Raw genomic sequence first — 22,507 nt, 5'->3', positions numbered from 1 at the left:
ATTCCTATATCGGAGGTTTTGCGGCATGACCCTTCTCGTCACAGGCGGCACCGGCTTCGTCATGAGCGTGGTGGCGCGCGCATGGCTCGACCGCAATCCTGCAGCGCGCACCGTCATTCTGGATCGTTCCGGCCTCGACGCGGCGGCCGAAAAGCATTTCGCTCCGGTGCGCGACCGGCTCACCGCGATCGCCGCCGACATCCTCGACCCGAAGGCCTGGTCCGCCGCCCTCGACAAGGAAGGCGTCACGGCAATCGTGCATGGCGCGACCATCACGCCGATCTCGCGCGGCAGCGCCTCGGAGGCCAAGCGTCGGCCGGAAGCCAAAGATCCGGCCCGTATCGTCGACGTCAATCTCATGGGTACGGTGCGGATGCTGGACTGGGCACGCACGCGGCCCACCGTAAAGCGCTTCATCTATGTCAGCTCCGGTTCCGTCTACCGGCACAACGGGCCCGACTGGAGTGGCGAGCCGCTACCGGAGGACGGCTATGTCGCGCCGCTGACGCTCTACGGCATTTCTAAGTTCGCCTCCGAGATGGTCACCAACCGCTATGCCGACCTGTTCGGCCTGTCGGCGATCTCGGTGCGGCTTGCTTCCGTCTACGGTCCGATGGATCGCGCGACCGAGAGCCGCAACTTTCGCCATGTCCCCAACCGTGTCGCGCATATGGCGCTGGCCGGCGAAACGATCAGGCCGAACAGCCTGGAACCTGTCGGCGATTATGTCGCCTCGACCGATGTGGCCGCCGCGATCCTCGCGCTGATCGATGCGCCACGCCTCAACTATCGCCACTACAACATCGGCTCAGGGTCGAGCCAGACCATCGGCGAGATCATCGGCTGGGCAAGAGAGCGCGTGCCCACCTTGAAGGCCGAGGTCACGCCGGGCGAGAATGCGAACATCGTTCAGGACGTCACGCTGAAGGGCGGCATGTGGGGCGCCTATGACATCGCCCGGATCATGCGCGATACCGCGTGGCGGCCGCGCCCCGGTAGGGAAGCGTTCCATGCCTATATGGACTGGATTTCCGCCAACGAGACGAACTGAGAGGGATTTGCCATGACGCCGAGCGCTGCCTCACAACCGGCCCAGCCGCGCGACTTCGTCGGCTATGGACCCAACCCGCCCTATGTCACCTGGCCGGGCGGGGCGAAGATCGCGATCAACCTCGTGCTGAACTACGAGGAAGGGTCGGAGTACAACTGGCTGGACGACGCCCGCAACGACAATTGGGGCGAGTACAATAACCCAGGCCTCTCACCGCATCGCGACCTCGGCACGGAGACGCATTTCGAATATGGCAGCCGGGTCGGCGTCTGGCGGCTCGCCCGGCTGTTCGACCGTTACAACGTCCCGATCACGGTGTCGGCCTGCGCGGTGGCGCTGGAGAAGAATCCCGCCGTCGCCGAGTGGATGAACGCGCGCGGCCATGACCTGCTTGGACATGGGCTGCGCTGGACCGACTATCCCGGCATGCCGCGCGAGGAAGAAGAGCGGCAATTGCACGAGGCGATCGCGCTCTACCAGAAAGTGCTCGGCCGGCGGCCGCTCGGCTGGAACTGCCGCTCGTTTCCGAGCGTCAACACCCGCGACCTGCTGGTGCGGGAGGGTGGTTTCCTCTACCACTCCGACCCCTGCAATGACGAGCTGCCCTATTTCGTCGACCATGGCGGGGCGCGCATCCTGGTCGTGCCCTATTCCAAGACGCTCAATGACAGCCGCTTCCTCATCGCGCCGGGCTACAGCAACCCGCGCGACTTTGCCGAGGATTGCCGCTCGGCCATCGACTACATGCTGTGGGAAGCGGATGAGACCGGCGGACGCATGCTGAACATCTGCGTGCATGCGCGCTGGATGGGTCAGCCGAACCGGGCTTCGGGCCTGCGCGAGGTGATCGAGCATGTGCAGAAGACGCCGGGCGCCGCCTTCATGCGCCGCGCCGACATCGCGCGCTTCTGGCTGGACAACCACGAAAAATTTGCCGGCAAAGCTGCCAGCTAAAACACCGGAGCTTGCAGCTTGTTCGAGACGCTCATCATCGGCGCGACGATCGTCAACGCGGACGGCGAAGCCCGGCGCGACGTGGCGACCAAGGGCGGCAAGATCGCGGCCCTGATCCAGCCCGGAGATGCAGCCGAAGCGCGAACGGTGATCGACGCAAGCGGCTGTTTCCTTCTGCCGGGACTCGTCGATGCGCATGCGCATCTGCGCGAGCCGGGACTGACCCACAAGGAAGATTTTTCGTCCGGCACGCATGCGGCAGCGCTCGGCGGCGTGACGACCGTGCTCGACATGCCGACCGACGATCCCTGGACGGCATCGGCTGAACAGCTTGCCGAGAAGATGTCGATGGCGGAAGGCAGGCTGAACGTCGATGTCGGCTTCCAGGCCGTCGTCAGCGAGAGGTTGGACCGCCTCGAAAGGCTCGCGGCTCTTGCCCCGGTATCGTTCGAGCTTTTCACGGCCGACGTTCCGCAGCAGTTTCTTTTTCCGACGATGGACGCCGTTCTTTTCGCGCTGAAGCGGATGGCCCCGCTCAAGACGACCGTCGGTATTTCACCCGGCGACCAATCGCTGCTCGAGGGCAGTGCCGCGCGCGACCGGACCGGCGATATCTCGGCGTTCCAGGAGAGCCGCCCGCCGCTCGCCGAGGCAAACGGCATCGCACGAGCGCTGCTGGCGGCGGCCGAGACCGGCGCGCGCGTTCATGTCCGGCAGATCAATTCGGCGCTTGGCATCGAGGCGTGGCGGCGCCTGCGCGATTTCGCCGATGCCAGCGTGGAGACGACGCCGCAAAACCTTTCTTTCTTAGCGGACGACTACGAGACACAAGGCGCACGGCTAAAGGGATCGCCGCCCCTGCGGTCGAGGGAAGATATGCAGCGCCTGCGCGAAGCGGTCGCTGCCGGGCTGATCGACATCATCGCCACCGATCATGCCCCGCACAGCCCCGCGGAGAAGGCTGCCCACTATCCCTCATTTGCCGATATCCCGGGCGGCATGCCGGGACTGCAGACCCTTTTGTCCGTCATGCTCAAGCTTGTGGACGAGGGCCTGATCGGAATGCGCGACATCGCCCGGATGTGCGCGGCCAATCCGGCGGAACGGTTCGGGCTTGGCAAGAGCAAGGGCCGGCTGGCCGTGGGCCATGATGCCGACATCCTGATCATCGATCCGAAGCAGGTTTTCGCGATCCGCAACGCGGACCAAAAATCCAAGGCCGGCTACACGCCTTTCGACGGCTGGAGCGTTTCCGCCACGCTGCGGCAGGTGTTCCTGCGGGGCGAGGAAATCATGCGCAACGGCGTGCTGCTGAAGGCAGCGCAAGGCCAAGTGGTGCGGCGGGAGAACTGAGGCGAGCAAGATGGGTCTTCTGGAAGCCAAGGTCGCCATCGTCACCGGCGCGAGTTCCGGCATCGGCCGCGCCATCGCGCAACGCTACGCGCAAGAGGGCGCGAAGGTCGTGGTGGCCGATATGCGCGAGGAGCCGATCGAGGGCGGCGAAACGACGGTTCGCGTGATCGGAGCGGCCGGCGGCGAGGCGATTTTCATCCCCACGGACATTGCCGACCAGCAGGCTGTCATAGGCATGGTGCGGCAAACGGTCGAGCGGTTCGGACGGCTGGATATCCTGGTCAACAATGCCGCGATCTACACCTCGACCAATCTGATCGAGACGACGCCGGAGCAATGGGCGAAGGTGATGGGCGTCAATGTCACCGGCTTTTTCTTCTGCTCGCAGCAGGCGGTGCTGCAGATGTTGAAGCAGGATCCGGTCAACGGCGTGCGCGGGCGGATCGTCAACATCTCCTCTCAGCACGGCATGGTCGCCTGCCCTGGCGACTTCCCCTATTCGGTCAGCAAGGGCGCCATCGTGCAGATGACGCGCCAGATCGCCGTCGATCACGCCGACGACCTGATCGTCTGCAATGCCATTGCGCCCGGCAAGATCATCACCGGCAAGCCGGGCGTCGCCAACGATCCCGATGCGCTCGATTATTCGCGCCGCCGCACGCCATGGCCCCGGCTCGGCGAGCCCAACGATGTCGCCGGCGCGGCGCTCTTCCTGGCCAGTGACCTGTCGACATACGTCACCGGCATCAACCTGATGGTGGACGGCGGCTGGATGGCCGGCTGAGCAAGTCATCCGCAAGAGAGGGCCGGCGGCAAAGCGGCCGGCCTTTCCCGCTCCAATGATCGCCGTTATTTGTTCGGCACTTCGTAGACCTTGCCGTGCCATGGCGCGGCATCGATCTGGTCGAGCGCCATGACGTAAAGCACCTTCTCGTCCGGCCCGAAGGCGAAGTTCGGCATGGACGGCGACGGCACCGAAAGCGTGCGCAGAAGCTTGGCGTCCTTGTCCACGACGATGATCTTGCCTGGAGCATCGAGCGAGCGCGGGCTCTGGCCGATATACATCTCGCCGGCCTTGTCCATCTTGATGCCGTCGGGCCAGATATGCGGCTGGTTCGGGAACAGATCGTCAAGCCGCAGGAAGACACGGCGGTTGCTTAAGGTGTGGTCGGCCCCGACATCGAACTCGATGATGCGGTTGTCCTCGGTCTCGACCAGATAGAGGATCTTGCCGTCGTTCGACATGACCAGCCCGTTGGCATTGTGCAGATCGCCGGCGACCTTCCTCACGCTGCCGTCCTTGCCGATGTAATAGGCCGACGCGTCAATCAGCGGGCCACCCTTGCCGGAGCCGGTGAAATAGATGCCGCCATCCTTGTCCGGCGCGAAATCGTTGGGGCCGCTGAACGGCTTGCCGTCGCTGTCCTTGTCGTAAGCCGGCAGCGTCTTGCCGTCGGCCGTGATGCGGCCGATCGTGTTGTTGTCATAGCAGGTGACGACGAATTCGCCCGTCGCGGTCGGCAGCACGGCCGAAGGGCCGCAGCCATCCATCTTCCAGAAGATATCGTTCTGCTTGCCGTCCCATACGTCGACCGTGCCGCGGCCGTATTCGACGTAGAAGAGCTTGTCCTGGTACCAGATCGGGCCTTCGGCGAACCAGGCGTCGTCGTTGACCACCTTGACGTTGGCCGCATAGGCGGACGTGGTGAGTGCGAGCGCCAAGGCGGCGCCCAGAAGATGCTTGCCTTTCATGCTGGTTCCCCTTCTTTGAACTGGTTATGGCTCGCCGGCGCCGATCTCCTCCTTGCGGCGCGCGACATAGGCATCCAGCTCCTCGCGGACAGCCGGATCCATGACGGGTTCCTCGTAATCGTTGAGCGCCTGCTGCCAGAGCTGCGTCGCCCGTTCCAGCGCATCGTGGCCGCCCGCTTCCTGCCAGCTGCCGTAGTTCTGCCAGTTGGACAGCATCGGCCGGTAGAACGCGGTCTCGTAGCGCGCCATCGTGTGTTCGGAGCCGAAGAAATGCCCGCCGGTCGGCACAGCCTTGATCGCCTCGAAGCCGAGGTCGTCCTCCTCGAACGGCATCGGCCGCAGGAACTCCATCATGTTCTGCAGGATCTCGACGTCGAGGACGAGCTTCTCATAGGAAGCGGTCAGCCCGCCTTCCAGCCAGCCGGCGGCGTGGTAGATCAAGTTCGCGCCGCCAAGCACCGCGCCCCAGGTCGCCATCTCGGTCTCGTAGGCCGCCTGCAGGTCGACGACGTTCGAGGCATTGGCGTTGGAGGTGCGGTACGGAAGGCTGTAGCGCCGCGCCAATTGTCCGGCGACAATGTTGGCCTTGGCGTTCTCCGGCGTGCCGAAGGCAGGCGCGCCGGAACGCATGTCGACGTTCGACGTGAAGGCGCCGTACATGACCGGCGTGCCCGGATTGACCAGTTGCGTCAGCGTCACGCCGAACAGGGCCTCGGCGTTCTGCTGCGCGAGTGCTGCCGCCAGCGTCACCGGCGTCATCGCGCCCATCAGCGTGAAAGGCGTGATCGTCACCGGCTGGCCGTGCTCGGCCATGGCGATCAGGCCTTCGGCCATCGCCTCATCGAACAGGCGCGGCGAGTTGACGGAGATGATCGTCGTGACCCCCGGCGAATTGCGCAACGCCTCGATGGTCGTGCCGCGCGCGATCGCCGTCATGGCGATGCTGTCCATCGCGCGGCCGCGCCCGATCGCCGAACAATGGAAGCTCAGATCCGACAGTGTGAGGTTGGCGCGATAGGTGTCGAGATGGCGCGAATTCGCCGGCAGTTCCATCGGCGCCACCACCTGGTTGCCGATGATGTGGATGGCGTTGAAATGATGCGCGAGGCGGATGAAGTTCTCGTAGTCAGGCAGATTGCCCTGCCGGCGGCCGTTGATGCGGTCGTGCACATTGGGCGGCCCGGCGACCAGGCCGAACACCAGCGAATTGCCGCCGATGCGGATCTGCTTGTCCGGGTTGCGCGAGGTTATCGAGAAGGAGGACGGCGCGCTCTTCAGCACTTCGCTGACGATGCTCTCGTCGATCCTTATGGTGTTCTCGGCCCGGTCGACGATAGCGCCCGCGGCCTCGAAGATGCCCATCACCTTCTCGCCCATCACGCGGATGCCGAGTTCGGACAGGATGCGCATCGAGGTGCGATGGAGCTTGTCCATCTGCTCCTCATCGAGGATTTGCATCGGTGTGTAAGGGTTCGTCACGCGCTGCCAGGGCAGTTGCGCGATGCCGCCGCCACTGCGCCCGGCCGCCCTGGTGCGCCGTCCGCCGCTTCGCCTGTCATGCGCTGTCATCGGCTTGTCCTTCCTTAGTAGCCACGCCCCGGATCGACGACATTCGCCAACGGCTCACCGCGCCGGTAGCGGGTGAGATTCTCGGCGAACATGCGCGCCGATTTCACGTCCCAGCCGTCGTAGACCGAGGAGCAATGCGGTGTGACGATCACGTTGTCATAGGCCCAGAGCGGATGCACCGGCGGCAGCGGCTCGGTGGCGAACACATCGAGCGCCGCGCCCTTGATCCTGCCGCCGTCGAGCGCCACCAGAAGTGCCGTCTGGTCGACCACGCCACCGCGGGACACGTCGATCAGCACCGCCGAGGGCTTCATCGCCGCGAAAGCCTCGCTGCCAACGATGCCGCGGGTGCTTTCGAGCAGCGGCACGGCGCAGAGGATGAAATCGGCGCGACCCCACAGTTTTGGCAGATCGGCCATGCCGTGGACCTCATCGACGTGGTCGGTCGGCTTCGGGCCAGCGCGCACGCCCAGCGTCGTCATGCCGAAGGCCTTGGCCCGGGCGGCGACCGCCTGCCCTGTTTTGCCGAGGCCAAGGATGAGCAGCGTCTTGCCCTGGATCGGCTCGACCTTGCCGGCCGTCCAGTTTCTGGCCGCCTGCTCGCGTGCGAAACCGCGCAGGCCTAGCGAAAAGGAGAGTATGGCGCCGAAGACATATTCCGCCATCATATCGGCCGCGACGCCGGCCGAATTGGTTACGGTCACCCGCGCCGGATCCCACGGGCGCAGATGATCGGTGCCGGAGCCGCCGACCGAGACCCAGCGCACGGTCGGGCTCTCGACCAGCGCTGTGCGCGGATAGGGCGATCCGCGATCGAACTTGATGGTGAACACCACTTCGGCGCCGGTCTCCGAAATCATGCCGGGCAGCGCCTCGTAGCTGTCGCAGCCGAGCACCGTGAGATCGGGATGGGTTTCGGCGAGCACGGCCATCGGCCCGTCCAGCGAGTCCGTGCTCAAGATGACGGTTGGCTGTGCGGACATCTCAGCCTCGCCTCGGACCGGGAATGTGATCGGCAAGAGAGCCCAGGGCTTCGAGCAAGGCCTTGCCCGCTTGCGGGGTGGTGTTCTCATGCGGCGCACGCAGATTGAGCCAGCGATGGTCGCCGGAGCGCACGGCGAGCGCGGCCTTCATGCCGCCGATCAGCCCCGCGTCCTGCACCGCCTTGCGAAACGACTTGATGGCGGCATCAGCGGCGGAGACATCACGGCCGGCGCGCGCGCCGTCATAGACCGCGCGGATCGCCTTGGCGTTGAGGTTGACGGAGGCGGAGATGCAGCCGGCCGCGCCACTGGCCAGGCCTTGGGTGAGCTGGCCTTCGGAGCTCGGAAAGACGGAGACGTTGGGCGCCGCGGCAATCACGGCGGCGGTGTTGTCCCAGCTTCCGGCGCTGTCCTTGTAGGCGACAACGGTGTCGGGGAAGGCCGCGTTGAGCCGCGCCGTCAGCGCCGGAGAGACCGGCACGCCGGAGTTCTGCGGGATATGATAGAGGATCAGCTTGAGCTTCGGGCTGGCGACCTTCTCGATCAGTTCGGAATAGTAGCGCGCCTGCCCGTTGTCGCCCGCCGCCGTGTAGAAGAACGAGGGCAGCACCATGACGCCGGCGCAGCCAAGCTCCAGGGCGTGCCTGCTGAGCTCGACCGTCTCGGGCAGCGCGGTGACGCCCGTGCCGGGCATCATCTTGTCCGCCGGGATGCCGGCCTCGGCCAGCCACTCCAGCGCCTGCATGCGCTCGTGCGGCGACAGCGACAGCGCCTCGCCGGTCGTCCCGAAAGGCGAAAGGTAGTGCGCGCCCTGGGCAAGCACCCATTTGGCGTGGCTCACCCACAGGTCGCGGGCGACGCCGCCGTCTTTTTCGAAGGGCGTCAGGATGGGGGCAATGACGCCTTGCACGCAGTTCATCGATGGTTCTCCCGGGTCGTCGCGTCGCCGGCGGCGAGCTTCGCCGCCGCCGTAACTGTTCTGATGAAGAACGCTGTCGAGGCGATGTCGAAGAAGACATCGAAGCCTCCCTCGCTCCGCACCAGCACGGCTTCGAGATGCGCGACGCGCGTCTGCGCAATCTCGTCCTCGGCAAAGCCGCCAGCCCGCAGCAGGTCCAACGCGCAAAGCCTCGCCATCACAGCTTCGGTCAGCGGGCCGGTAAGCCGCATCCAGCTCCAGCCCTCTTCCCGCCACGACCAATAGCCGCGCGGGCCTTTCTCGGCATTCCAGGCGGCGATGAGTTTTGCGACCGCATCGCCGGCGACATCATCAACCGCCAGGAAATCCTCGCCGCCGAGGCGCAGCAGCCTGATGCCGGCCTGCGTGGCAATGCGATTGACCAGTGGCAAAGAGAGGCCCTGCGCTTCCAGCCACGCCGAGCTGCCTGGGCCCTTGATACCAAAACGCGGTCTTGCCGTCAGATCGGTCACCGCCAGTTGCCCCGCCGGCAGGGCGGCTTCGCCAGCCGAGCCGTCCGGCGACAGGGGAAATGTCCGCGCAGCAAGACCCATCGCTACATCTCCTGCCGGGTGTTCTGCGGATCGAAGAAGGCGTGGCCGACGACCGGCGCCTGCACCAATTCGCCATTGCGGCATTTCACCGTGATCATGCTGCCGGGAGCAGCGTCGTCGATATGGACATAGGCCAGCGCGATGGCGTGGCCAAGCGTCGGCGAGACGCCAACCGAAGTGATCTGCCCTACAGGATTGCCGCCGCGCAGCACGAGGCAGGATTCGCCGGGTATGTTGCGCGCACCCTCGAGGGAGAGGCCGACCAGCCGGCGCTTTTCACCGAGCCTCGCCCGCATCTCGATCGATCGCTTGCCGACAAAGAAGGGCTTCTTCTTCGAAACCGCCCAGCCGAAACCGAGCTCGTCGGGCGTCGTCAGCGCATCGGTGTCCTGGCCGATCAGGATGTGCCCTTTTTCCAGCCGCAGCATGCGCGAGGCTTCGAGCCCATAAGGGCGCAAGCCATGTGGCTTGCCTGCCTCGACCAGCGCGTCCCAGAGCGCAATTGCGTAGCTCGAAGGGCAATGCAGCTCGTAACTCAGTTCTCCGGTGAAGCCGATGCGCATGACGCGCACCGGCACGCCGGCGACCGTGCCTTTGCGCCCGTGGAGATAGGGGAAGGCATCGCGCGAGAAGTCGATGTCGCCATCGAGCGCCTGCAAGACGTCGCGCGCCCTGGGCCCGGTGACGTTGATGCCGGAAAACGCCGCGGTGACGTTGAGCACGTCGACCTGCAGCCGCCACTGCGCATTCCAGAACAGCATGTCGGCCTGCACGCGGGCGACGGCGCCGGTCGTCGCGGTCACATAGAACTGGTCATCCGCGAGACGGTAGGCGACGCCGTCATCGATGACCGTGCCCATCTCGTTGAGCATCAGGCAGTAGCGGACGCGGCCGACCGGCTGGTTGGCATGCGCCATGGTGTACATGCGATCGAGGAAGGCGCCGGCGTCCGGGCCACGCACTTCCAGCTTGCCCAAAGTCGACACGTCGAGCATGCCGACGCCCTTGCGGACCGCCGCGATCTCTTGCCCGATCAGGCGCTCGCTCTGGTCTTCCGAACCATAGTAATAGGGCCGCCACCAGGCGCCGATCGGCTTCATGCGGGCGTGGAGCGCGAGATGGCGCGCGTGCAGCGCGGTGCGCCGTTCCAAGGGCTCGTGGTGGCCGGCGAGCAGGCCGAGTTTTTCCGGTCCGGTCGGCGGACGGGCCGTGGTGACGCCGACCTCGTCGACGGCGCGCCCCGTCGCCTCGGCGACGATCCGCGCCGTGGCGAGCGCCGAGTGGCGGCCCTGGCTCGGTCCCATCCCGACGGTGGAGAAGCGCTTCACCAGCTCGAGCTCGCGATAGCCTTCCTTGACCGCGTGCCACAGATCCTTGACCTGCAGGTCCTCGTCGAAATCGACGAAGTCGCGGCCCTTCGCATGGACAGGGAGCGGTTGTGCCCAGGCAGCGGGTTCTGGTTCGGACTCGTTCTGCGCGTCAGGCAGATCGGCGCGGCCGAACCGTTCCAGGGCCTCATGCGCGGCGCGGCGGCCATCGGCCATCGCCGATCCCAATCGCGATTTGCCGGCGACGGCGCCCGCCAGCCGGACGCCGCCTTTCGGCAGGCTGAGCGTCATTCGCGCCGTGGCGTCGTCGTAACCGACCTTGGCTCCCGCATGGCAAGGCAGTTGCCAGGCAGGCACCGAGCCGACAGCGACCGCCAGCAGGTCGCAGTCGATCCAGCGGCTGCCGATCCGAACACGAGCGAGATGTTTGTTGCCGCTAGCCCCGGAGGCTTCGTCGATCTGGCTACCCTCAAGGACTTCTGACCCCTTGGCACGAAGTTCACCGGCGCGGTCTCCGCTCGCATCTGGCCACGGATCGACGATCGCCGCGAGTTCGACGCCGGCCTCGATCAGGTCGAGCGCGGCATCGTAGCCATCGTCATTGGCCGCCAGCACGACGGCGCGCCGGCCGGGCTTCACCGCATAGTGGCGGATCAGACGCTGCACGGCGCCTGCGGTCATGATGCCCGGCAGATCGTTGTTGCGGAACACCGCCGGCTGCTCGATCGCGCCCGTCGCGAAGATCACTTCGCGGGCACGCGTGCGGTAGAGCCGGTTGCCCTCTATCAGCGGCAGCCAGTTGTCCTCGTACCAGCCGTTGCAGACGGTCCCGGTCATGATGCGCAGATTGTGGAGTTTGGCTGCCTCGGCCGCCAGGCTGGACAACACGCCCGGATCACAGCGGCGATAGGTCAGCGAGCCGCCGATTTCCGGGTTCTCGTCGCAAAGCAGCACATCGACGCCTGCCTGCGCGGCGGCAAGCGCGGCCGACAGCCCCGCCGGCCCTGCGCCGACGACCAGGAGGTCGCAATGAAGATGGGCCTTGTCGAAGCTGGAGTGCGGCGCGTTGACGTCGACGATGCCGAGGCCCGCCTTGCGACGGATCATCGGCTCCCAGAAGCGGAACCAGGCATCCCGGGTCGGGCCCATGAAGGTGCGGTAGTAGAAGCCGACCGGCAGGAAGCGGCCAAAACGGTCGATCATCGCGTCGCGGTCGTTCTCCAGCGAGCCGTTGACGTTCTGCGCCGTGACCGTCATGCCGTCCTGCAGCGGCGTCAGGTCGGCGGGAACATTGGGCTCCGACGGCAATTGCACCAGCGTGTTCGCCTCCGCGCCGGCCATGGTCATAACGCCGCGCGGCCGATGATATTTGAACGAGCGGGACAGGACCCACTGGTCCGCCGCCGCCAGCGCGCTGGCGATGCAGTCGCCGGAAAATCCTTCATAGGCTTTGCCTTCGAAGGTGAAGCGCAGCGTCTGCGTCCGGTCGAGACGCGAGCCGTATGGTGTGCTGAGCCGCGTCATGGCCAGATCCCCGGCGCGTAGGTGCGGATGATCTCGTTGGTGACGACGTCGCGCTCGGCGAGGAAGAAGAAATTGCTCGGCACGTGCCGCCACCACTCGACCACCACGCCCTTGCGATTGTCCGCCCGGAACAGATGCCGCGCCCAATCGACATCGGCCGCCGCATCGGCATCGGGCGCTTGCCGCAGCGGACCGAACGACTGGAACTCGTCGATGTTGCGCGGTCCGTTCATCGGGCAGTCAAGCAGCTTCATGGTCAGTGGCTCGCCGCCGTCGCGCCCATTTCGTTGAGCAGCCGGAAGTTTTCGAAACGCTCAAGCGCGAACGGCTTCAGCAGGTCGGGGACGCGGCCCTTGGCGATGGTTTCGGCCATGCGCTTGCCGGCGACAGCGGTCGCCTTGAAGCCCCAGGTGCCCCAGCCGCAGTCGAGCCAGAGATTGGCGAGCGGGCTGGTGCCCATGATCGGACTGTAGTCCGGCGTCATGTCGGTGATGCCAGCCCATTGCCGCAGCAACCGGACGCCCTGCAGGAAGGGGAAGAGATGCACGGCGCCTTCGGCCAGATGCTCCTTCATGTCAAGCGTCGAGCGGATCGAATAGAGCTGGTATGGATCCGAGCCGCCGCCGATGACGATCTCGCCGCGCGAGGATTGCACCAGATAGGTGTGGAGCGACACCGACGAGACCAGCGTGTGCAGCCATGGCTTCAAAGGCTGCGTCACCATCGCCTGTAAGGGATAGCAGCGGATCGGCAATTCAACGCCGGCCATCATGGCGACATCGTAGTTCATGCCGCCGGCAGCGACGAGCACCGAGCCGCAGGCGACCCGCCCACGGTTCGTCAGCACGGCCCGCACTTGGCCGCTCTCGACTTCGAAGCTTTGAACTTCCGTGCGCTGGTGAATTTCGGCGCCGCGGCGCGAAGCCTGCGCGGCAAAACCCCAGGCGACCGCGTCGTGGCGGGCCGTGCCGCCGTCGGCGTGCCATAGGCCGCCGAGGACCTCGAGCGCGCCGCCACGGTCCATGTTGAGTTCGGGCACCAGCATCTCGACCTCCCTGGCGTCGATCACCTCGGTGCGCGTGCCCATGTGCTTGCCCATCTCGGCGCGCAGATGGAAGGCGCGCAGCGTCGCTTCCGTGTGGGCAAGCGTCAGCTGGCCGCGCTGCGAGAACATGACGTTGAAGTCGAGCTCCTGCGACAGCGCTTCGAAAAGCGAAACGCCCTCCTTGTAGAAGGCGACGCCTTCCTGGGTGATATAGTTGGAGCGGATCGTGGTGGTGTTGCGCGCGGTGTTGCCGCCGGCCAGATAGCCCTTTTCGAGCACCGCGACGCTGGCGATGCCGTGGTATTTCGACAGATAGTGGGCGCAGGCCAGCCCATGCCCACCGCCGCCGACGATCACCACGTCATAGGATGACTTCAGCTCGGGCGTCGCGGGAATGTCTCCGGTCACCGGATAGTCGCGGCTGAGCCCGTATTTGAGAAGCCTAAGCGGCATGGCTGCCCCGGCCGCCGGGAGGATCGTAGAGCAGAGCGGTCACGTCCGAGAACCGGCTCTCGGTATCGGTCAGACCGAGAATGGCATCGCGGATGGCGACGGCCCTGGTGTCGCCCAGGACGGGCGCCGCGAACTCCATGAATTTGGCGACGATATCGGCTTCGCCGAAAGGCGCTTCCGGGCCGCCGCGCGCGTGAACGTCGCCGGACTCCAGCAGCCTGCCGTCCATCGTCTCGATCTGCACGTCGGCCCAGCGTCCTTGCGGAAAACGATCGCTGTGCTTCGCCGCCTCGCTTACCTGGACACGCTTCAACATGTCGGCGATCGCGGCGTCGCGCAGACCGGCGCCGGAAATATGCTCCACCCCGATCCGGCCATAAAGGATCATCGCGGCCACGGCGAAGGCCAGGCTGTACTGCGCCTTCGACGTGGTGTCCGGCATGCCGGCAAACAGCGTCGCCGCATAGTGGAAGCTGTTGACCTGGACTTTGCGGATGTCGTCCGGCCGAAGCCCATGCTCCAGGCAGAGCGCGCGCGTCGCGTCGATCGCGGCATGAGCCCAGCGGCAGACCGGATAGGGTTTGATGTACTGCAGGGGCATCTGCCAGAACCGGCCTAGATCGTCCCAATACGCTGCGACATTAGGCGCCTCGACAGTAATGGCCGGCGCGCCGGCGAAGCCGGCTTCGGCGAGCACCGCGGCCGACAGCCCGACCAGCGCCCCCATGCCGGACCCGTCATGCAACATGGTCGGCGTCGCGATCTCGCGCATCATCTGGCTGCGCGGTCCGTGATACTCGGCAATGCCGAAAGCGTGGCGCAACTGATCGTCGCCAAGCCGCAGCAGGCGGGCAGCGACAGCAGCAACGCCGAGCGAATTCCATGCGCCCGAGGTGTGATAGTCCGAGACCGTCGCATGCAGCGCAATACCGGCACGGCCCGCGACCTCGTAGCCGACGACGATCGCGGCCAATGCGTCGGCTCCCGTCAGGTCCGGCTTTTCTTCCGCCAGCGCCAGAAGCGCCGGGACGACCGCCACGCCGATATGGCCCTTGGTCGGCGGATAGCCGTCGTGGCCGTCGAGATTGTCGGTTTGCGTCGCCGCGGCGAAGGCGGCGCCGGCCACGCTGACGCGCCTGCCGTCGAAGATCATCCTCGCCGCGTGCCGGTCCGCGCCGGAACCGTAGAGCAGGACCGCGGCATCGCGCGCGATGCGCCCCGCCTGCATCGGCCCGGCGGCAATGGCAATGCCCATCGTGTCGAGGAACTGCAGCGCCGCCGATTTCAGAACGTCGCGCGGGAAGGCGTGGGCCGACCTGCGCAAGACGAAGTCGGCGACACTGGCAAATACGGTGGAAGCCGGCTCACCTTCCCCCGTCCGCTGGTCCATGGCGCCACCTTTCGCGTCCCGATCGCTCCAAGATAACTACGAATAATTTGGTCTCACGGGCCAGGCACGTGATTAGTTTGGCGCCATCGCACAAAAAAATCGGGGTCAAGACGATTGCGGAGCTCGACGGCGCCGGTCTAAAGCGGTTCACCGTTTCCTGGAAACGGCGAACCGCTTTATCTCTTCGTTTTGGCGCAATTCCGGACGGAAAACCGTTTCACACTTTTCCTGGAATTGCTCTAGTTTTTCGCTTTGCCACGGAGGACCGCATGAAGCCGCCACCCCCGCTGAACTACATCCGCTCGTTCGAGTGTTCGGCGCGGCATCTCAGCTTCACCCTCGCCGCCAGCGAACTCGGCTACACCCAGGCGGCCGTCAGCAACCATGTGCGGGCGCTGGAGCACTATCTTGGCCGCCAGCTTTTCGTGCGTTATCCGCGCAGCCTGAAGCTGACCGAAATGGGCGAGGCCTTCCTGCCGACGCTGCGCCAGGCGCTCGACCAGATCGACCATGCCACCGAGGCGATCGTCGCCTCCTCGCGCAACAGGACGGTGGTCATCTCCTGCCCGATGAGCCTGGCCGAAAACTGGCTGGCCGGCTGCATGGCGGCGTTCCGCCAAATCCATCCCGAGATCGAGGTCGTCCTGCACGGCACGATTTGGGAGGACCTCAGCGAACAAATCGCCGACATCACCATCTCGACCCGCCGCTTCGACGACCGCCCGCCGAGCGGCGTTCCGCTGTGGAACGACCAACTCGCCATCCTCTGCGCACCCAGCCTGCTGGAGGGTCCAAAAGGGCTGCGCTCACCGCGCGACATCCTCAACGTCGACTGGATCTTCGTGCATGGCCGCCAGGAATACTGGCAGTGCATGGGCGACGCGCTGCAGATCGACATTTCAGACTATGAGAAAGGCATCACCACGAATGCCTCGAACATCGCGCTGGAACTGGCGGCGATGGGCGCGGGCTGCGTGGCCACGCAATATTCGCTGGCCAGAACCTATATCAGCCGCGGCCTTCTGGTGGAGCCTTTTCCCGTGCGCGCCGCCAGTCCGTGGACCTACTATCTTTCCGAGAGCCAGCTTTCGAAAGGCAGCGTGGTGAAGACCGTCAGGGGCTGGATCGTGGAACGAGCCAACGCGCACGTAGAAACAAGTCTAGAACTAGGCCGATCGGCATAGCGAGGCGCAAGCCCGAGAACTCAAGCGGATCGCACTTCGCGCGCTACGATCCCGTCGCGCGCCGCGTGATGCGTTCGAGGCCAAGCAAGGGGACCAGGGTCGCCGCCACCAGGATCATGGTGAGCGCCGCGCCCGCAAAAATGTCGCCGCGGTCGGTCAGCGAGAAGATCGTTACCGGAAGCGTCACCCAGCCCGGCGGATAGACCATCACGGTGGCGCCGAGCTCGCCCATGGAGAGCGCGAGGCTCAGCCCGAATGCCGCGGCGAGATAGGGCGCGAGCAGCGGCAGCGTGACGTGCCACAGCCGATAGGCGGCCTCGCGCCAAGGCTCGAGGCGACCTGCTCGAAGTCCGGTGAAAGGCGCGCCAGGCCCGCTGACACATTGCCGAAGGTGAAGGCCGAGATCAGCACGAAATGCGCGACCATGACGATCGCGACGGTGCCGTTGAGCAGCAGCGGCGGATTGCTGAATGCAACGAGCAAGCCGAGACCGACGGACACGGACGTCCCCGAGACGCTGATGGACGAAGCACTGATCTGCCTGCGCGAACACAGTGGCGGCAAGCTGGTGCGCGCGTTTCTCGATACGGCTCGCTCGATGTTTGTGCCCTTATAGACAATACCGGCGGCGCGACCGAGCTGCGCTTGCTCGATCACGCCGCCGGCCGGCGCCAGGATTTGGGAGCACGCGGGCGAGCCGGGAGGCGGAGCCCTGCGAAAAGCCTGGCGGTCGGGTTGGACGACAGCGACTTCCGTCGTCCTGATTTGCTTCGGCCCCGGCCTGTGGCATTGCTTCAATAAACCACGACGCTCCTGATCGACTTGCCCTCATGCATGAGGTCGAAGCCCTTGTTGATGTCTTCCAGCTTCAGCGTATGGGTGATCATCGGGTCGATCTGGATCTTCTTTTCCATGTACCAGTCGACGATCTTCGGCACGTCGGTGCGGCCGCGCGCGCCGCCGAAGGCGGTGCCCATCCAGCTGCGACCGGTGACCAGCTGGAACGGCCGGGTCGCAATCTCCTGGCCGGCGCCGGCAACGCCGATGACGACCGACTTGCCCCAGCCGCGATGCGAGGCTTCCAGCGCCTGGCGCATCACCTTGGTGTTGCCGGTGCAGTCGAAGGTGTAGTCGGCGCCGCCGATCTGGTCGGCGCCGCGCTTGGTCATGTTGACCAGGTAAGGCACGATGTCGCCGTCGATCTCCTGCGGATTGACGAAATGCGTCATGCCGAACTTCTCGCCCCAGGCCTTCTTGTCGTTGTTCAGATCGACGCCGATGATCATGTCGGCGCCGGCAAGGCGAAGCCCCTGGATGACGTTCAAGCCAATGCCGCCGAGGCCGAAGACGACCGCCGTCGCGCCTTGCTCGACTCGTGCGGTGTTGATCACCGCGCCGATGCCGGTGGTCACCCCGCAGCCGATGTAGCAGATCTTGTCGAAGGGGGCGTCGGGATTGACCTTGGCGACCGCGATCTCCGGCAGCACGGTGAAGTTGGAGAAGGTCGAGCAGCCCATATAGTGGAACAGCTTTTCGCCATTGACCGAAAAGCGCGAGGTGCCGTCCGGCATCAGGCCCTGCCCCTGGGTGGCGCGGATGGCGGTGCACAGATTGGTCTTCCTCGACAGGCACGACGGGCACTGCCGGCATTCGGGCGTGTAGAGCGGGATGACGTGGTCGCCCTTCCTGACCGAGGTCACCCCCTTGCCGACATCGACGACGATGCCGGCGCCCTCATGACCGAGGATCGCCGGAAAGATGCCTTCCGGATCGGCGCCCGACAGCGTGAACTCGTCGGTGTGGCAGATGCCGGTCGCCTTGACCTCGACCAGAACCTCGCCAGCGCGCGGTCCCTCGAGGTCGACCTCCATGATCTCCAGCGGCTTTCCGGCGCCAACGGCAACTGCGGCACGCGTTTTCATATCTTCCCTCTCCAAACTTTGGTTGCCGGAGCGAGTGTCCGGCTTCGCGATTGAACTATGCGGCGGCCCTGGCAGGCCCAGCCGGAAACACGCCCGACATGACGATAAAACCCTTGATGCGTTTCACGCGATCGCACCAGCGGCGGATCGCCGGATAATCCTGGCGCGGAATGCCGCCCTCTTCCGACAGCATGATGTAGGGGAAGCAGGCGATGTCGGCGATCGTTGGATGCGCGGCTGAGCAGATCCAGTCGCGGCCCTCCTGCTCGCCGAACCAGAGATGCTCGTCGAGGACGCGGAACAGGCGGTGCGCGCCGGCGCGCGCGGCATCGATGTCGAAATCGTAGAACAGCGCGTCGTGCAGCCGGGCGGCCGACGCCGTCGCGGTGATGCCGTCGGCGAAGGCCAACCACTGGCTTATCTCGCCGAGCAGCGCCGGGTTGTCCCTTGGATACCATGTGCCGGACGGGTCGTATTTCGATGCGAGATAGACCAGGATCGCCTGGGCGTCGCGCAGGATCAGCCCGTCATCGTCGATGACCGGCAGCTGGCCGAGAGGATTGAGCTTGAGGAACCATTCCGACTTGTGCTCACGCCCGGGATAGAAGTCGATCGGCACGGTCTCGTGGTCGATACCGAGGAAGCTCATCAGCAGCCGCAATTTGTAGCAATTGCCAGACAGCTCGTAGTCGTAAAGCGTGATCATTGGCGGCTCCTAAAGCAATTCCAGGAAAAGTGTGTAACGGTTTTCCGCCCGGGAATTGCGTAAAAACAAATAGTTAGATGTCCAGCACGAGGCGTGCCGATTTGGCGCGCGAAACGCAGGTCATGATCTTCGTCCCGGCCTTGCGCTCGGCGTCGTTGAGATAGACGTCCTGGTGATCGGGCTCGCCCTCGATCACGGTCGCGACGCAGGTGCCGCAGGCGCCCTGCTCGCAGGACGACGGCACGTCGATGCCGTTTTCGCGCATGACCTGCAGGATCGTCTTGCCGGCCGGCACCTGGAGCGTGACGCAGGACCGCGCCAGCGCCACCTCGAAGCTCGAGCTGTCGTCGATCTTATTGGTGTTCTTGAAATATTCGAAATGCACGGCGCTGTCCGGCCAGCCCTGCTCAGCCGCTATTCTACGCGCCGCCTCCAGCATCGGGCCAGGGCCGCAGATGTAGAGATGCATGCCGTTCCGGTAGCCGGCAAGCAAGCGGCGCAGCTCGGCGCCGGTCGCGTCCGGCGACAGTCCGAGATGCGGCTTCAGCGCATCGCCAAGCTCTCTCAGGCGATCGGCGAATGCGAGGTGCTCTTCGCCTTGCGCGAAATAGTGAAGCTCGTGCGTCAGCGCCTGGTTCTTCAGCGCCTGCGCCATGGCGAGCAGCGGCGTGATGCCGATGCCGCCGGCGACGAAGATCGTCTTGATCGCATCGCGGCGCAGCGGGAAATTGTTGCGCGGCTCCGAGATCGCCAGCACGTCGCCCTCGCGCACGGTCTCGTGCATGCATTTCGAGCCGCCCTTCGATTCCCGCTCCAGCTTGACGCCGATCACGAAGCTGTCGGTCTCGCCGGGCCCGTTGGTGATCGAATACTGCCTTATTTCGCCGTTTGGCATATGGACGTCGATATGCGCGCCGGGCTGGAAGGTCGGCAGGATGCCTTTGATCGGCCGCAGCTCGAAGCCGGCGATGCCGTCGGCGGTCTGCCATTTCCTGGCCACCGTGACGCGCAGCGCCGCCTTGCGGCCATGCGCGGTCAGCTCCGGCATTTCGGCAAGCTCGGCCGAAACCCTTTCGTAAACCGGCTCGATCGGCGCCGGCGCCGGCGCATTCGCCACATCGCGCTCGACCTCGTCGCGCAGCTTGGAAAGCCGTTCATTGTGATGGCGCAGGATGGCGATGCGCGCGGCCCCTTCGGCATCCTGGTCAAGCACGCCGCGGATCACCGAACGGTTGGAATCGACCGGCTGAACGAAGAAGACGCCAAGCGTCTCTGCGGCGCCGTCGCGCGAACGGAGCGCCACGGCAAAATCCCGAGCGGCGCCGATGCTAATGTCGGCGGCGTTGCCGTCGATCGCCCCGTTGGGCTGGAAGCGATAGGCCTTCAGCTTTTCGGCGACCTTGTCGGCCGGCGCATTGACCGGGATACCGCGCAGCGCGAGCAGCTTGCCTTCGGCCAGGCCCGCGACATCCGGCACCTCGCCCAGCGGCTCTTCGGAAGACCAGACCAGGCCGTAACGCTCGACCGCCGGATAGGTGCGGTTGGTGATGGTGCGCGCCGGCGCGTCGGCGGGGTGCGCGGGAATATAGGTGCAACCGGCGGTGCGGTTGGAATAGCGCCAGCCATGATACTGGCATTTCAGCTCGCGGCCGTCATTGATGCCGATCGACAGCCTCACGCCGCGATGCAGGCAGCGGTTCTCCCAGATGTTGACGTAGCCGTCATCGGCCCGCCAGACGGCGAACTCGCGGCCGAGCAACTGGCCATGGAAAACATGGCGGAACGGCAGGTCATGGGCGGCAGCAATCGGATGCCACCGGCTTCGGGCTTCTTCCAACATCATTCGTCTCCAAAATGTCCTGGTCAGGCGGCAGCCGGAATGACCCCATAGGTCACGCCCTTCTGGCTGAGCCAGCGCCGATAGGCGATGGCCGACTTGTCGGCCCGGATCGGGGTTTCGGCGCGCGGATCGAGCGGCAGGCGCTTCGGGAACTGGTTTTCCAGGATCGGCTTGTCCTGGCCGAAGATCGTCTGTTGGAAGCGCTTGATCACCTTGTCTTCGCTGTTTTCGTCGAGCACGCAAAGCAGCAGGTGGGCGCGCACATGCTCCTGGTCGACCGGCTGCAGGAAGATGGCGATGACGTCGCGCCGGCTCTCGTCGACAGGGCTCGATTTATAGAGCACGGAGCAATAAGGGTGCGGCACGCGGTAGACATAGTCGACATCGGCGCCGCCATCCGAGGCGGTGGACGCCATCGGCTGGAAGAAGCGGCAGCGCGTGGCGAGAATCTCGTCGCGGTCGACCGAGATCTCGACATCGTATTCCTTGACCTCGGTATGCGGCTCGGCGCCGAGAATGTCGGTGTGCACGTAAGGGAAATGACCCATGTCGAGGAAGTTCTCGATGGCGCGCGGCGCCGAGACGTTGACGCCGAACGTAGCGGCGTTGAGCCGGCGGCGGTCGGGCTCGGCATATTCGGGGATCGGGAAGAGTTCAGCCGGCGGCGAGCCCAGCGAGGTCCAGACATAGCCGTAGGCGCTCCTCGCCGGGAGCCTGTCGGCAGCCGGAACCTGATCGGCCCTGCGCGCATCCGGCCGCCAGCGCCAGACGACGGGTTCGCCATCCGCGCCGATCTCGAAGCTCAGGCGCTCCTCGAGCAGGACCGTTTCCTGGACGACGCCGGGAGTTGCGTCGGCGATCGCACCGACGGGATGCCAGAGGTTGAGGATCACCGTGTCCAAGCATTTTGCCATCGCATTACCTTTTAAACAGCGTCGGGACGTCAATCAGCTTTGTGCCGGAATGGCGCCATAGGTTACGGCGCGATCACGCAGCCAACGCCGATAGGAAACCGAAACGGCATCGGCGCGGATCGGCGTCTCGGCGCGCGGATCGAGCGGCAGGCGCTTCGGGACCTGGTTCTCCAGGATCGGCTTGTCCTGGGCGAAGATCAATTGCATGAAGCTGCGCACCGTCGCCGCCTCCATGCCGTCCTTGAGATAGCAAAGGAAAGGATGCGCGATGCAGTTCTCTTCATCGACCGGCTGCACGAAGAGCGTGATGACGTCGAGCCGATGCTTCTGGATCGGATTGCTTTTGTAGAGCGCCACCGTATAGGGCCGGATCACTTTGTAGATGTAGTCGACGATAAAGCCTTCCCTGGCGGTCGGCGATGCGATCGGCTGGTAGAATTTGCACTCCGTCGCCAGCACTTCGTCCTGGGGCGTGATTTCGACCTTGTAAGGCGCCACCTCGGTGTGCGGCTCCTCGCCGAGCCAGCCGGTGTGGACGAAGGGGAAATGGCCCATGTCGAGGAAATTCTCGACGGCGCGCAGCCCCGAGACCTTCACCGCGATCGAGCCGCCGCTGACCAGATGCCGATCGATCTCGTTGGCTTCTGGAATGTAGACGATATCGCGCCAGGGCTTGCCCAGACATGCCCAGATGAAACCGTAGCGCTCCGCGGAATTGACCTTCGTGCCATTGTCGGATCTGACTACCTTGCTGGTGTCGTAGACCGAAACCGCCGTTCCCAGCAACCGTGTCTGAAAGGTGCTGCCGCCAGTGATCGCGGAGCGATCCGCAACGACGTGCCAGTCGTTCAAGAGAATGGGATCATGGCATTGGTCTGCGAAGACACCAGCTTCCATCATACCCTCCCTGACGGCCACGAACACAGTGTGCCGGGCGCTTTCACATTGATAGTCCATCCGCAGAGATTGGATATCAATATAGTTTTTTTTGAATATCTTTCTTTCATTCGTTGATTGACAAAAATTT

The 22,507-nt window shown here is 65.0% G+C and carries 21 protein-coding genes; 5 read left to right on the top strand and 16 right to left on the bottom strand.

Going from position 1 to position 22,507, the window contains the following annotated elements; translation table 11 throughout:
* The first annotated feature begins 25 nt into the window (after positions 1 to 25).
* Genes AC4FWB_RS06065 through AC4FWB_RS06050 form a run of 4 tightly spaced genes read left to right on the top strand, consistent with a single transcriptional unit; the run spans position 26 to position 4,142 of the window.
* On the top strand, positions 26 to 1,051 hold the full coding sequence (locus AC4FWB_RS06065; RefSeq protein WP_491024936.1) for an NAD-dependent epimerase/dehydratase family protein: 1,026 nt from the start codon (positions 26 to 28) through the stop codon (positions 1,049 to 1,051).
* A gap of 12 nt (positions 1,052 to 1,063) precedes the next feature.
* A complete protein-coding gene (locus AC4FWB_RS06060; RefSeq protein ID WP_491024934.1) occupies positions 1,064 to 2,005 on the top strand; it encodes a polysaccharide deacetylase family protein in 942 nt (313 codons plus the stop codon).
* A gap of 18 nt (positions 2,006 to 2,023) precedes the next feature.
* Positions 2,024 to 3,358 (top strand): dihydroorotase, encoded by a 1,335-nt coding sequence (locus tag AC4FWB_RS06055; protein ID WP_491024932.1) that lies wholly within the window; start codon positions 2,024 to 2,026, stop codon positions 3,356 to 3,358.
* A 10-nt stretch (positions 3,359 to 3,368) separates the two neighbouring features.
* On the top strand, positions 3,369 to 4,142 hold the full coding sequence (locus AC4FWB_RS06050) for an SDR family NAD(P)-dependent oxidoreductase (protein WP_491024930.1): 774 nt from the start codon (positions 3,369 to 3,371) through the stop codon (positions 4,140 to 4,142).
* 65 nt (positions 4,143 to 4,207) lie between these two features.
* Here AC4FWB_RS06050 and AC4FWB_RS06045 read toward each other — a convergent pair whose 3' ends face one another.
* Genes AC4FWB_RS06045 through AC4FWB_RS06005 form a run of 9 tightly spaced genes read right to left on the bottom strand, consistent with a single transcriptional unit; the run spans position 4,208 to position 14,914 of the window.
* Positions 4,208 to 5,110, bottom strand: coding sequence for an SMP-30/gluconolactonase/LRE family protein (locus tag AC4FWB_RS06045; RefSeq protein ID WP_491024928.1), 903 nt, complete (start codon positions 5,108 to 5,110; stop codon positions 4,208 to 4,210).
* 24 nt (positions 5,111 to 5,134) lie between these two features.
* Entirely contained in the window at positions 5,135 to 6,679 is a 1,545-nt protein-coding gene (locus AC4FWB_RS06040; RefSeq protein ID WP_491024927.1) for a trimethylamine methyltransferase family protein, read from the bottom strand.
* 14 nt (positions 6,680 to 6,693) lie between these two features.
* A complete protein-coding gene (locus AC4FWB_RS06035; protein WP_491024926.1) occupies positions 6,694 to 7,662 on the bottom strand; it encodes a D-2-hydroxyacid dehydrogenase in 969 nt (322 codons plus the stop codon).
* A gap of 1 nt (position 7,663) precedes the next feature.
* The gene (locus AC4FWB_RS06030; RefSeq protein WP_491024925.1) at positions 7,664 to 8,581 is read right to left on the bottom strand and encodes a dihydrodipicolinate synthase family protein; all 918 of its coding nucleotides are present in this window, start codon (positions 8,579 to 8,581) and stop codon (positions 7,664 to 7,666) included.
* Positions 8,578 to 9,174, bottom strand: a complete 597-nt coding sequence (locus AC4FWB_RS06025; protein ID WP_491024924.1) for a hypothetical protein — start codon at positions 9,172 to 9,174, stop codon at positions 8,578 to 8,580. Before AC4FWB_RS06025 ends, AC4FWB_RS06030 begins: the two co-directional genes overlap by 4 nt.
* Before the next feature lie 2 nt (positions 9,175 to 9,176).
* A complete protein-coding gene (locus tag AC4FWB_RS06020) occupies positions 9,177 to 12,026 on the bottom strand; it encodes a 2Fe-2S iron-sulfur cluster-binding protein (protein WP_491024923.1) in 2,850 nt (949 codons plus the stop codon).
* Positions 12,023 to 12,280 carry a sarcosine oxidase subunit delta gene (locus AC4FWB_RS06015; RefSeq protein ID WP_491024922.1) on the bottom strand — a complete coding sequence of 86 codons (258 nt, stop codon included), beginning with the start codon at positions 12,278 to 12,280 and terminating at the stop codon, positions 12,023 to 12,025. The genes AC4FWB_RS06020 and AC4FWB_RS06015 overlap by 4 nt, the downstream gene beginning before the upstream one ends.
* 2 nt (positions 12,281 to 12,282) lie before the next feature.
* A complete protein-coding gene (locus AC4FWB_RS06010; protein ID WP_491024920.1) occupies positions 12,283 to 13,524 on the bottom strand; it encodes an FAD-dependent oxidoreductase in 1,242 nt (413 codons plus the stop codon).
* On the bottom strand, positions 13,514 to 14,914 hold the full coding sequence (locus AC4FWB_RS06005; RefSeq protein ID WP_491024918.1) for an MmgE/PrpD family protein: 1,401 nt from the start codon (positions 14,912 to 14,914) through the stop codon (positions 13,514 to 13,516). Before AC4FWB_RS06005 ends, AC4FWB_RS06010 begins: the two co-directional genes overlap by 11 nt.
* 269 nt (positions 14,915 to 15,183) lie before the next feature.
* On the opposite strand from AC4FWB_RS06005, the gene AC4FWB_RS06000 reads away from it, so the two are divergent.
* Positions 15,184 to 16,098, top strand: a complete 915-nt coding sequence (locus AC4FWB_RS06000; protein WP_491024917.1) for a LysR substrate-binding domain-containing protein — start codon at positions 15,184 to 15,186, stop codon at positions 16,096 to 16,098.
* Between the two features lie 43 nt (positions 16,099 to 16,141).
* Here AC4FWB_RS06000 and AC4FWB_RS05995 read toward each other — a convergent pair whose 3' ends face one another.
* The 7 genes from AC4FWB_RS05995 to AC4FWB_RS05965 form a co-directional block, all read right to left on the bottom strand.
* Positions 16,142 to 16,330, bottom strand: coding sequence for a hypothetical protein (locus tag AC4FWB_RS05995; protein ID WP_491024916.1), 189 nt, complete (start codon positions 16,328 to 16,330; stop codon positions 16,142 to 16,144).
* Positions 16,331 to 16,344: 14 nt separating this feature from the next.
* Positions 16,345 to 16,599, bottom strand: coding sequence for a hypothetical protein (locus AC4FWB_RS05990; protein ID WP_491025267.1), 255 nt, complete (start codon positions 16,597 to 16,599; stop codon positions 16,345 to 16,347).
* 293 nt (positions 16,600 to 16,892) lie between these two features.
* Entirely contained in the window at positions 16,893 to 18,020 is a 1,128-nt protein-coding gene (locus AC4FWB_RS05985; protein ID WP_491024915.1) for an S-(hydroxymethyl)glutathione dehydrogenase/class III alcohol dehydrogenase, read from the bottom strand.
* 55 nt (positions 18,021 to 18,075) lie between these two features.
* Positions 18,076 to 18,726 carry a glutathione S-transferase family protein gene (locus AC4FWB_RS05980; RefSeq protein WP_491024913.1) on the bottom strand — a complete coding sequence of 217 codons (651 nt, stop codon included), beginning with the start codon at positions 18,724 to 18,726 and terminating at the stop codon, positions 18,076 to 18,078.
* A 73-nt stretch (positions 18,727 to 18,799) separates the two neighbouring features.
* Positions 18,800 to 20,566, bottom strand: a complete 1,767-nt coding sequence (locus tag AC4FWB_RS05975) for a PDR/VanB family oxidoreductase (RefSeq protein ID WP_491024912.1) — start codon at positions 20,564 to 20,566, stop codon at positions 18,800 to 18,802.
* A gap of 23 nt (positions 20,567 to 20,589) precedes the next feature.
* Positions 20,590 to 21,480, bottom strand: a complete 891-nt coding sequence (locus tag AC4FWB_RS05970) for an aromatic ring-hydroxylating dioxygenase subunit alpha (RefSeq protein WP_491024911.1) — start codon at positions 21,478 to 21,480, stop codon at positions 20,590 to 20,592.
* Between the two features lie 33 nt (positions 21,481 to 21,513).
* Positions 21,514 to 22,377: an aromatic ring-hydroxylating dioxygenase subunit alpha gene (locus AC4FWB_RS05965; RefSeq protein WP_491024910.1), complete on the bottom strand. Its 864-nt coding sequence runs from the start codon at positions 22,375 to 22,377 to the stop codon at positions 21,514 to 21,516.
* Positions 22,378 to 22,507 lie beyond the last annotated feature (130 nt).

The sequence above is a fragment of the Mesorhizobium sp. LEGMi-168a genome (genome assembly GCF_058312955.1).
This window is presented reverse-complemented; position numbering and strand designations above follow the sequence as displayed.

What these genes read in the sequence shown, in the direction of transcription:
- AC4FWB_RS06065 (WP_491024936.1), top strand. Translation starts at nt 26, where the DNA reads ATGACCCTTCTCGTCACAGGCGGCACCGGCTTCGTCATGAGCGTGGTG.
- AC4FWB_RS06060 (WP_491024934.1), top strand. Translation starts at nt 1,064, where the DNA reads ATGACGCCGAGCGCTGCCTCACAACCGGCCCAGCCGCGCGACTTCGTC.
- AC4FWB_RS06050 (WP_491024930.1), top strand. Translation starts at nt 3,369, where the DNA reads ATGGGTCTTCTGGAAGCCAAGGTCGCCATCGTCACCGGCGCGAGTTCC.
- AC4FWB_RS06045 (WP_491024928.1), bottom strand. Translation starts at nt 5,110, where the DNA reads ATGAAAGGCAAGCATCTTCTGGGCGCCGCCTTGGCGCTCGCACTCACC.
- AC4FWB_RS06040 (WP_491024927.1), bottom strand. Translation starts at nt 6,679, where the DNA reads ATGACAGCGCATGACAGGCGAAGCGGCGGACGGCGCACCAGGGCGGCC.
- AC4FWB_RS06035 (WP_491024926.1), bottom strand. Translation starts at nt 7,662, where the DNA reads ATGTCCGCACAGCCAACCGTCATCTTGAGCACGGACTCGCTGGACGGG.
- AC4FWB_RS06030 (WP_491024925.1), bottom strand. Translation starts at nt 8,581, where the DNA reads ATGAACTGCGTGCAAGGCGTCATTGCCCCCATCCTGACGCCCTTCGAA.
- AC4FWB_RS06025 (WP_491024924.1), bottom strand. Translation starts at nt 9,174, where the DNA reads ATGGGTCTTGCTGCGCGGACATTTCCCCTGTCGCCGGACGGCTCGGCT.
- AC4FWB_RS06020 (WP_491024923.1), bottom strand. Translation starts at nt 12,026, where the DNA reads ATGACGCGGCTCAGCACACCATACGGCTCGCGTCTCGACCGGACGCAG.
- AC4FWB_RS06015 (WP_491024922.1), bottom strand. Translation starts at nt 12,280, where the DNA reads ATGAAGCTGCTTGACTGCCCGATGAACGGACCGCGCAACATCGACGAG.
- AC4FWB_RS06010 (WP_491024920.1), bottom strand. Translation starts at nt 13,524, where the DNA reads ATGCCGCTTAGGCTTCTCAAATACGGGCTCAGCCGCGACTATCCGGTG.
- AC4FWB_RS06005 (WP_491024918.1), bottom strand. Translation starts at nt 14,914, where the DNA reads ATGGACCAGCGGACGGGGGAAGGTGAGCCGGCTTCCACCGTATTTGCC.
- AC4FWB_RS06000 (WP_491024917.1), top strand. Translation starts at nt 15,184, where the DNA reads ATGAAGCCGCCACCCCCGCTGAACTACATCCGCTCGTTCGAGTGTTCG.
- AC4FWB_RS05995 (WP_491024916.1), bottom strand. Translation starts at nt 16,330, where the DNA reads ATGGGCGAGCTCGGCGCCACCGTGATGGTCTATCCGCCGGGCTGGGTG.
- AC4FWB_RS05985 (WP_491024915.1), bottom strand. Translation starts at nt 18,020, where the DNA reads ATGAAAACGCGTGCCGCAGTTGCCGTTGGCGCCGGAAAGCCGCTGGAG.
- AC4FWB_RS05980 (WP_491024913.1), bottom strand. Translation starts at nt 18,726, where the DNA reads ATGATCACGCTTTACGACTACGAGCTGTCTGGCAATTGCTACAAATTG.
- AC4FWB_RS05975 (WP_491024912.1), bottom strand. Translation starts at nt 20,566, where the DNA reads ATGTTGGAAGAAGCCCGAAGCCGGTGGCATCCGATTGCTGCCGCCCAT.
- AC4FWB_RS05970 (WP_491024911.1), bottom strand. Translation starts at nt 21,480, where the DNA reads ATGGCAAAATGCTTGGACACGGTGATCCTCAACCTCTGGCATCCCGTC.
- AC4FWB_RS05965 (WP_491024910.1), bottom strand. Translation starts at nt 22,377, where the DNA reads ATGGAAGCTGGTGTCTTCGCAGACCAATGCCATGATCCCATTCTCTTG.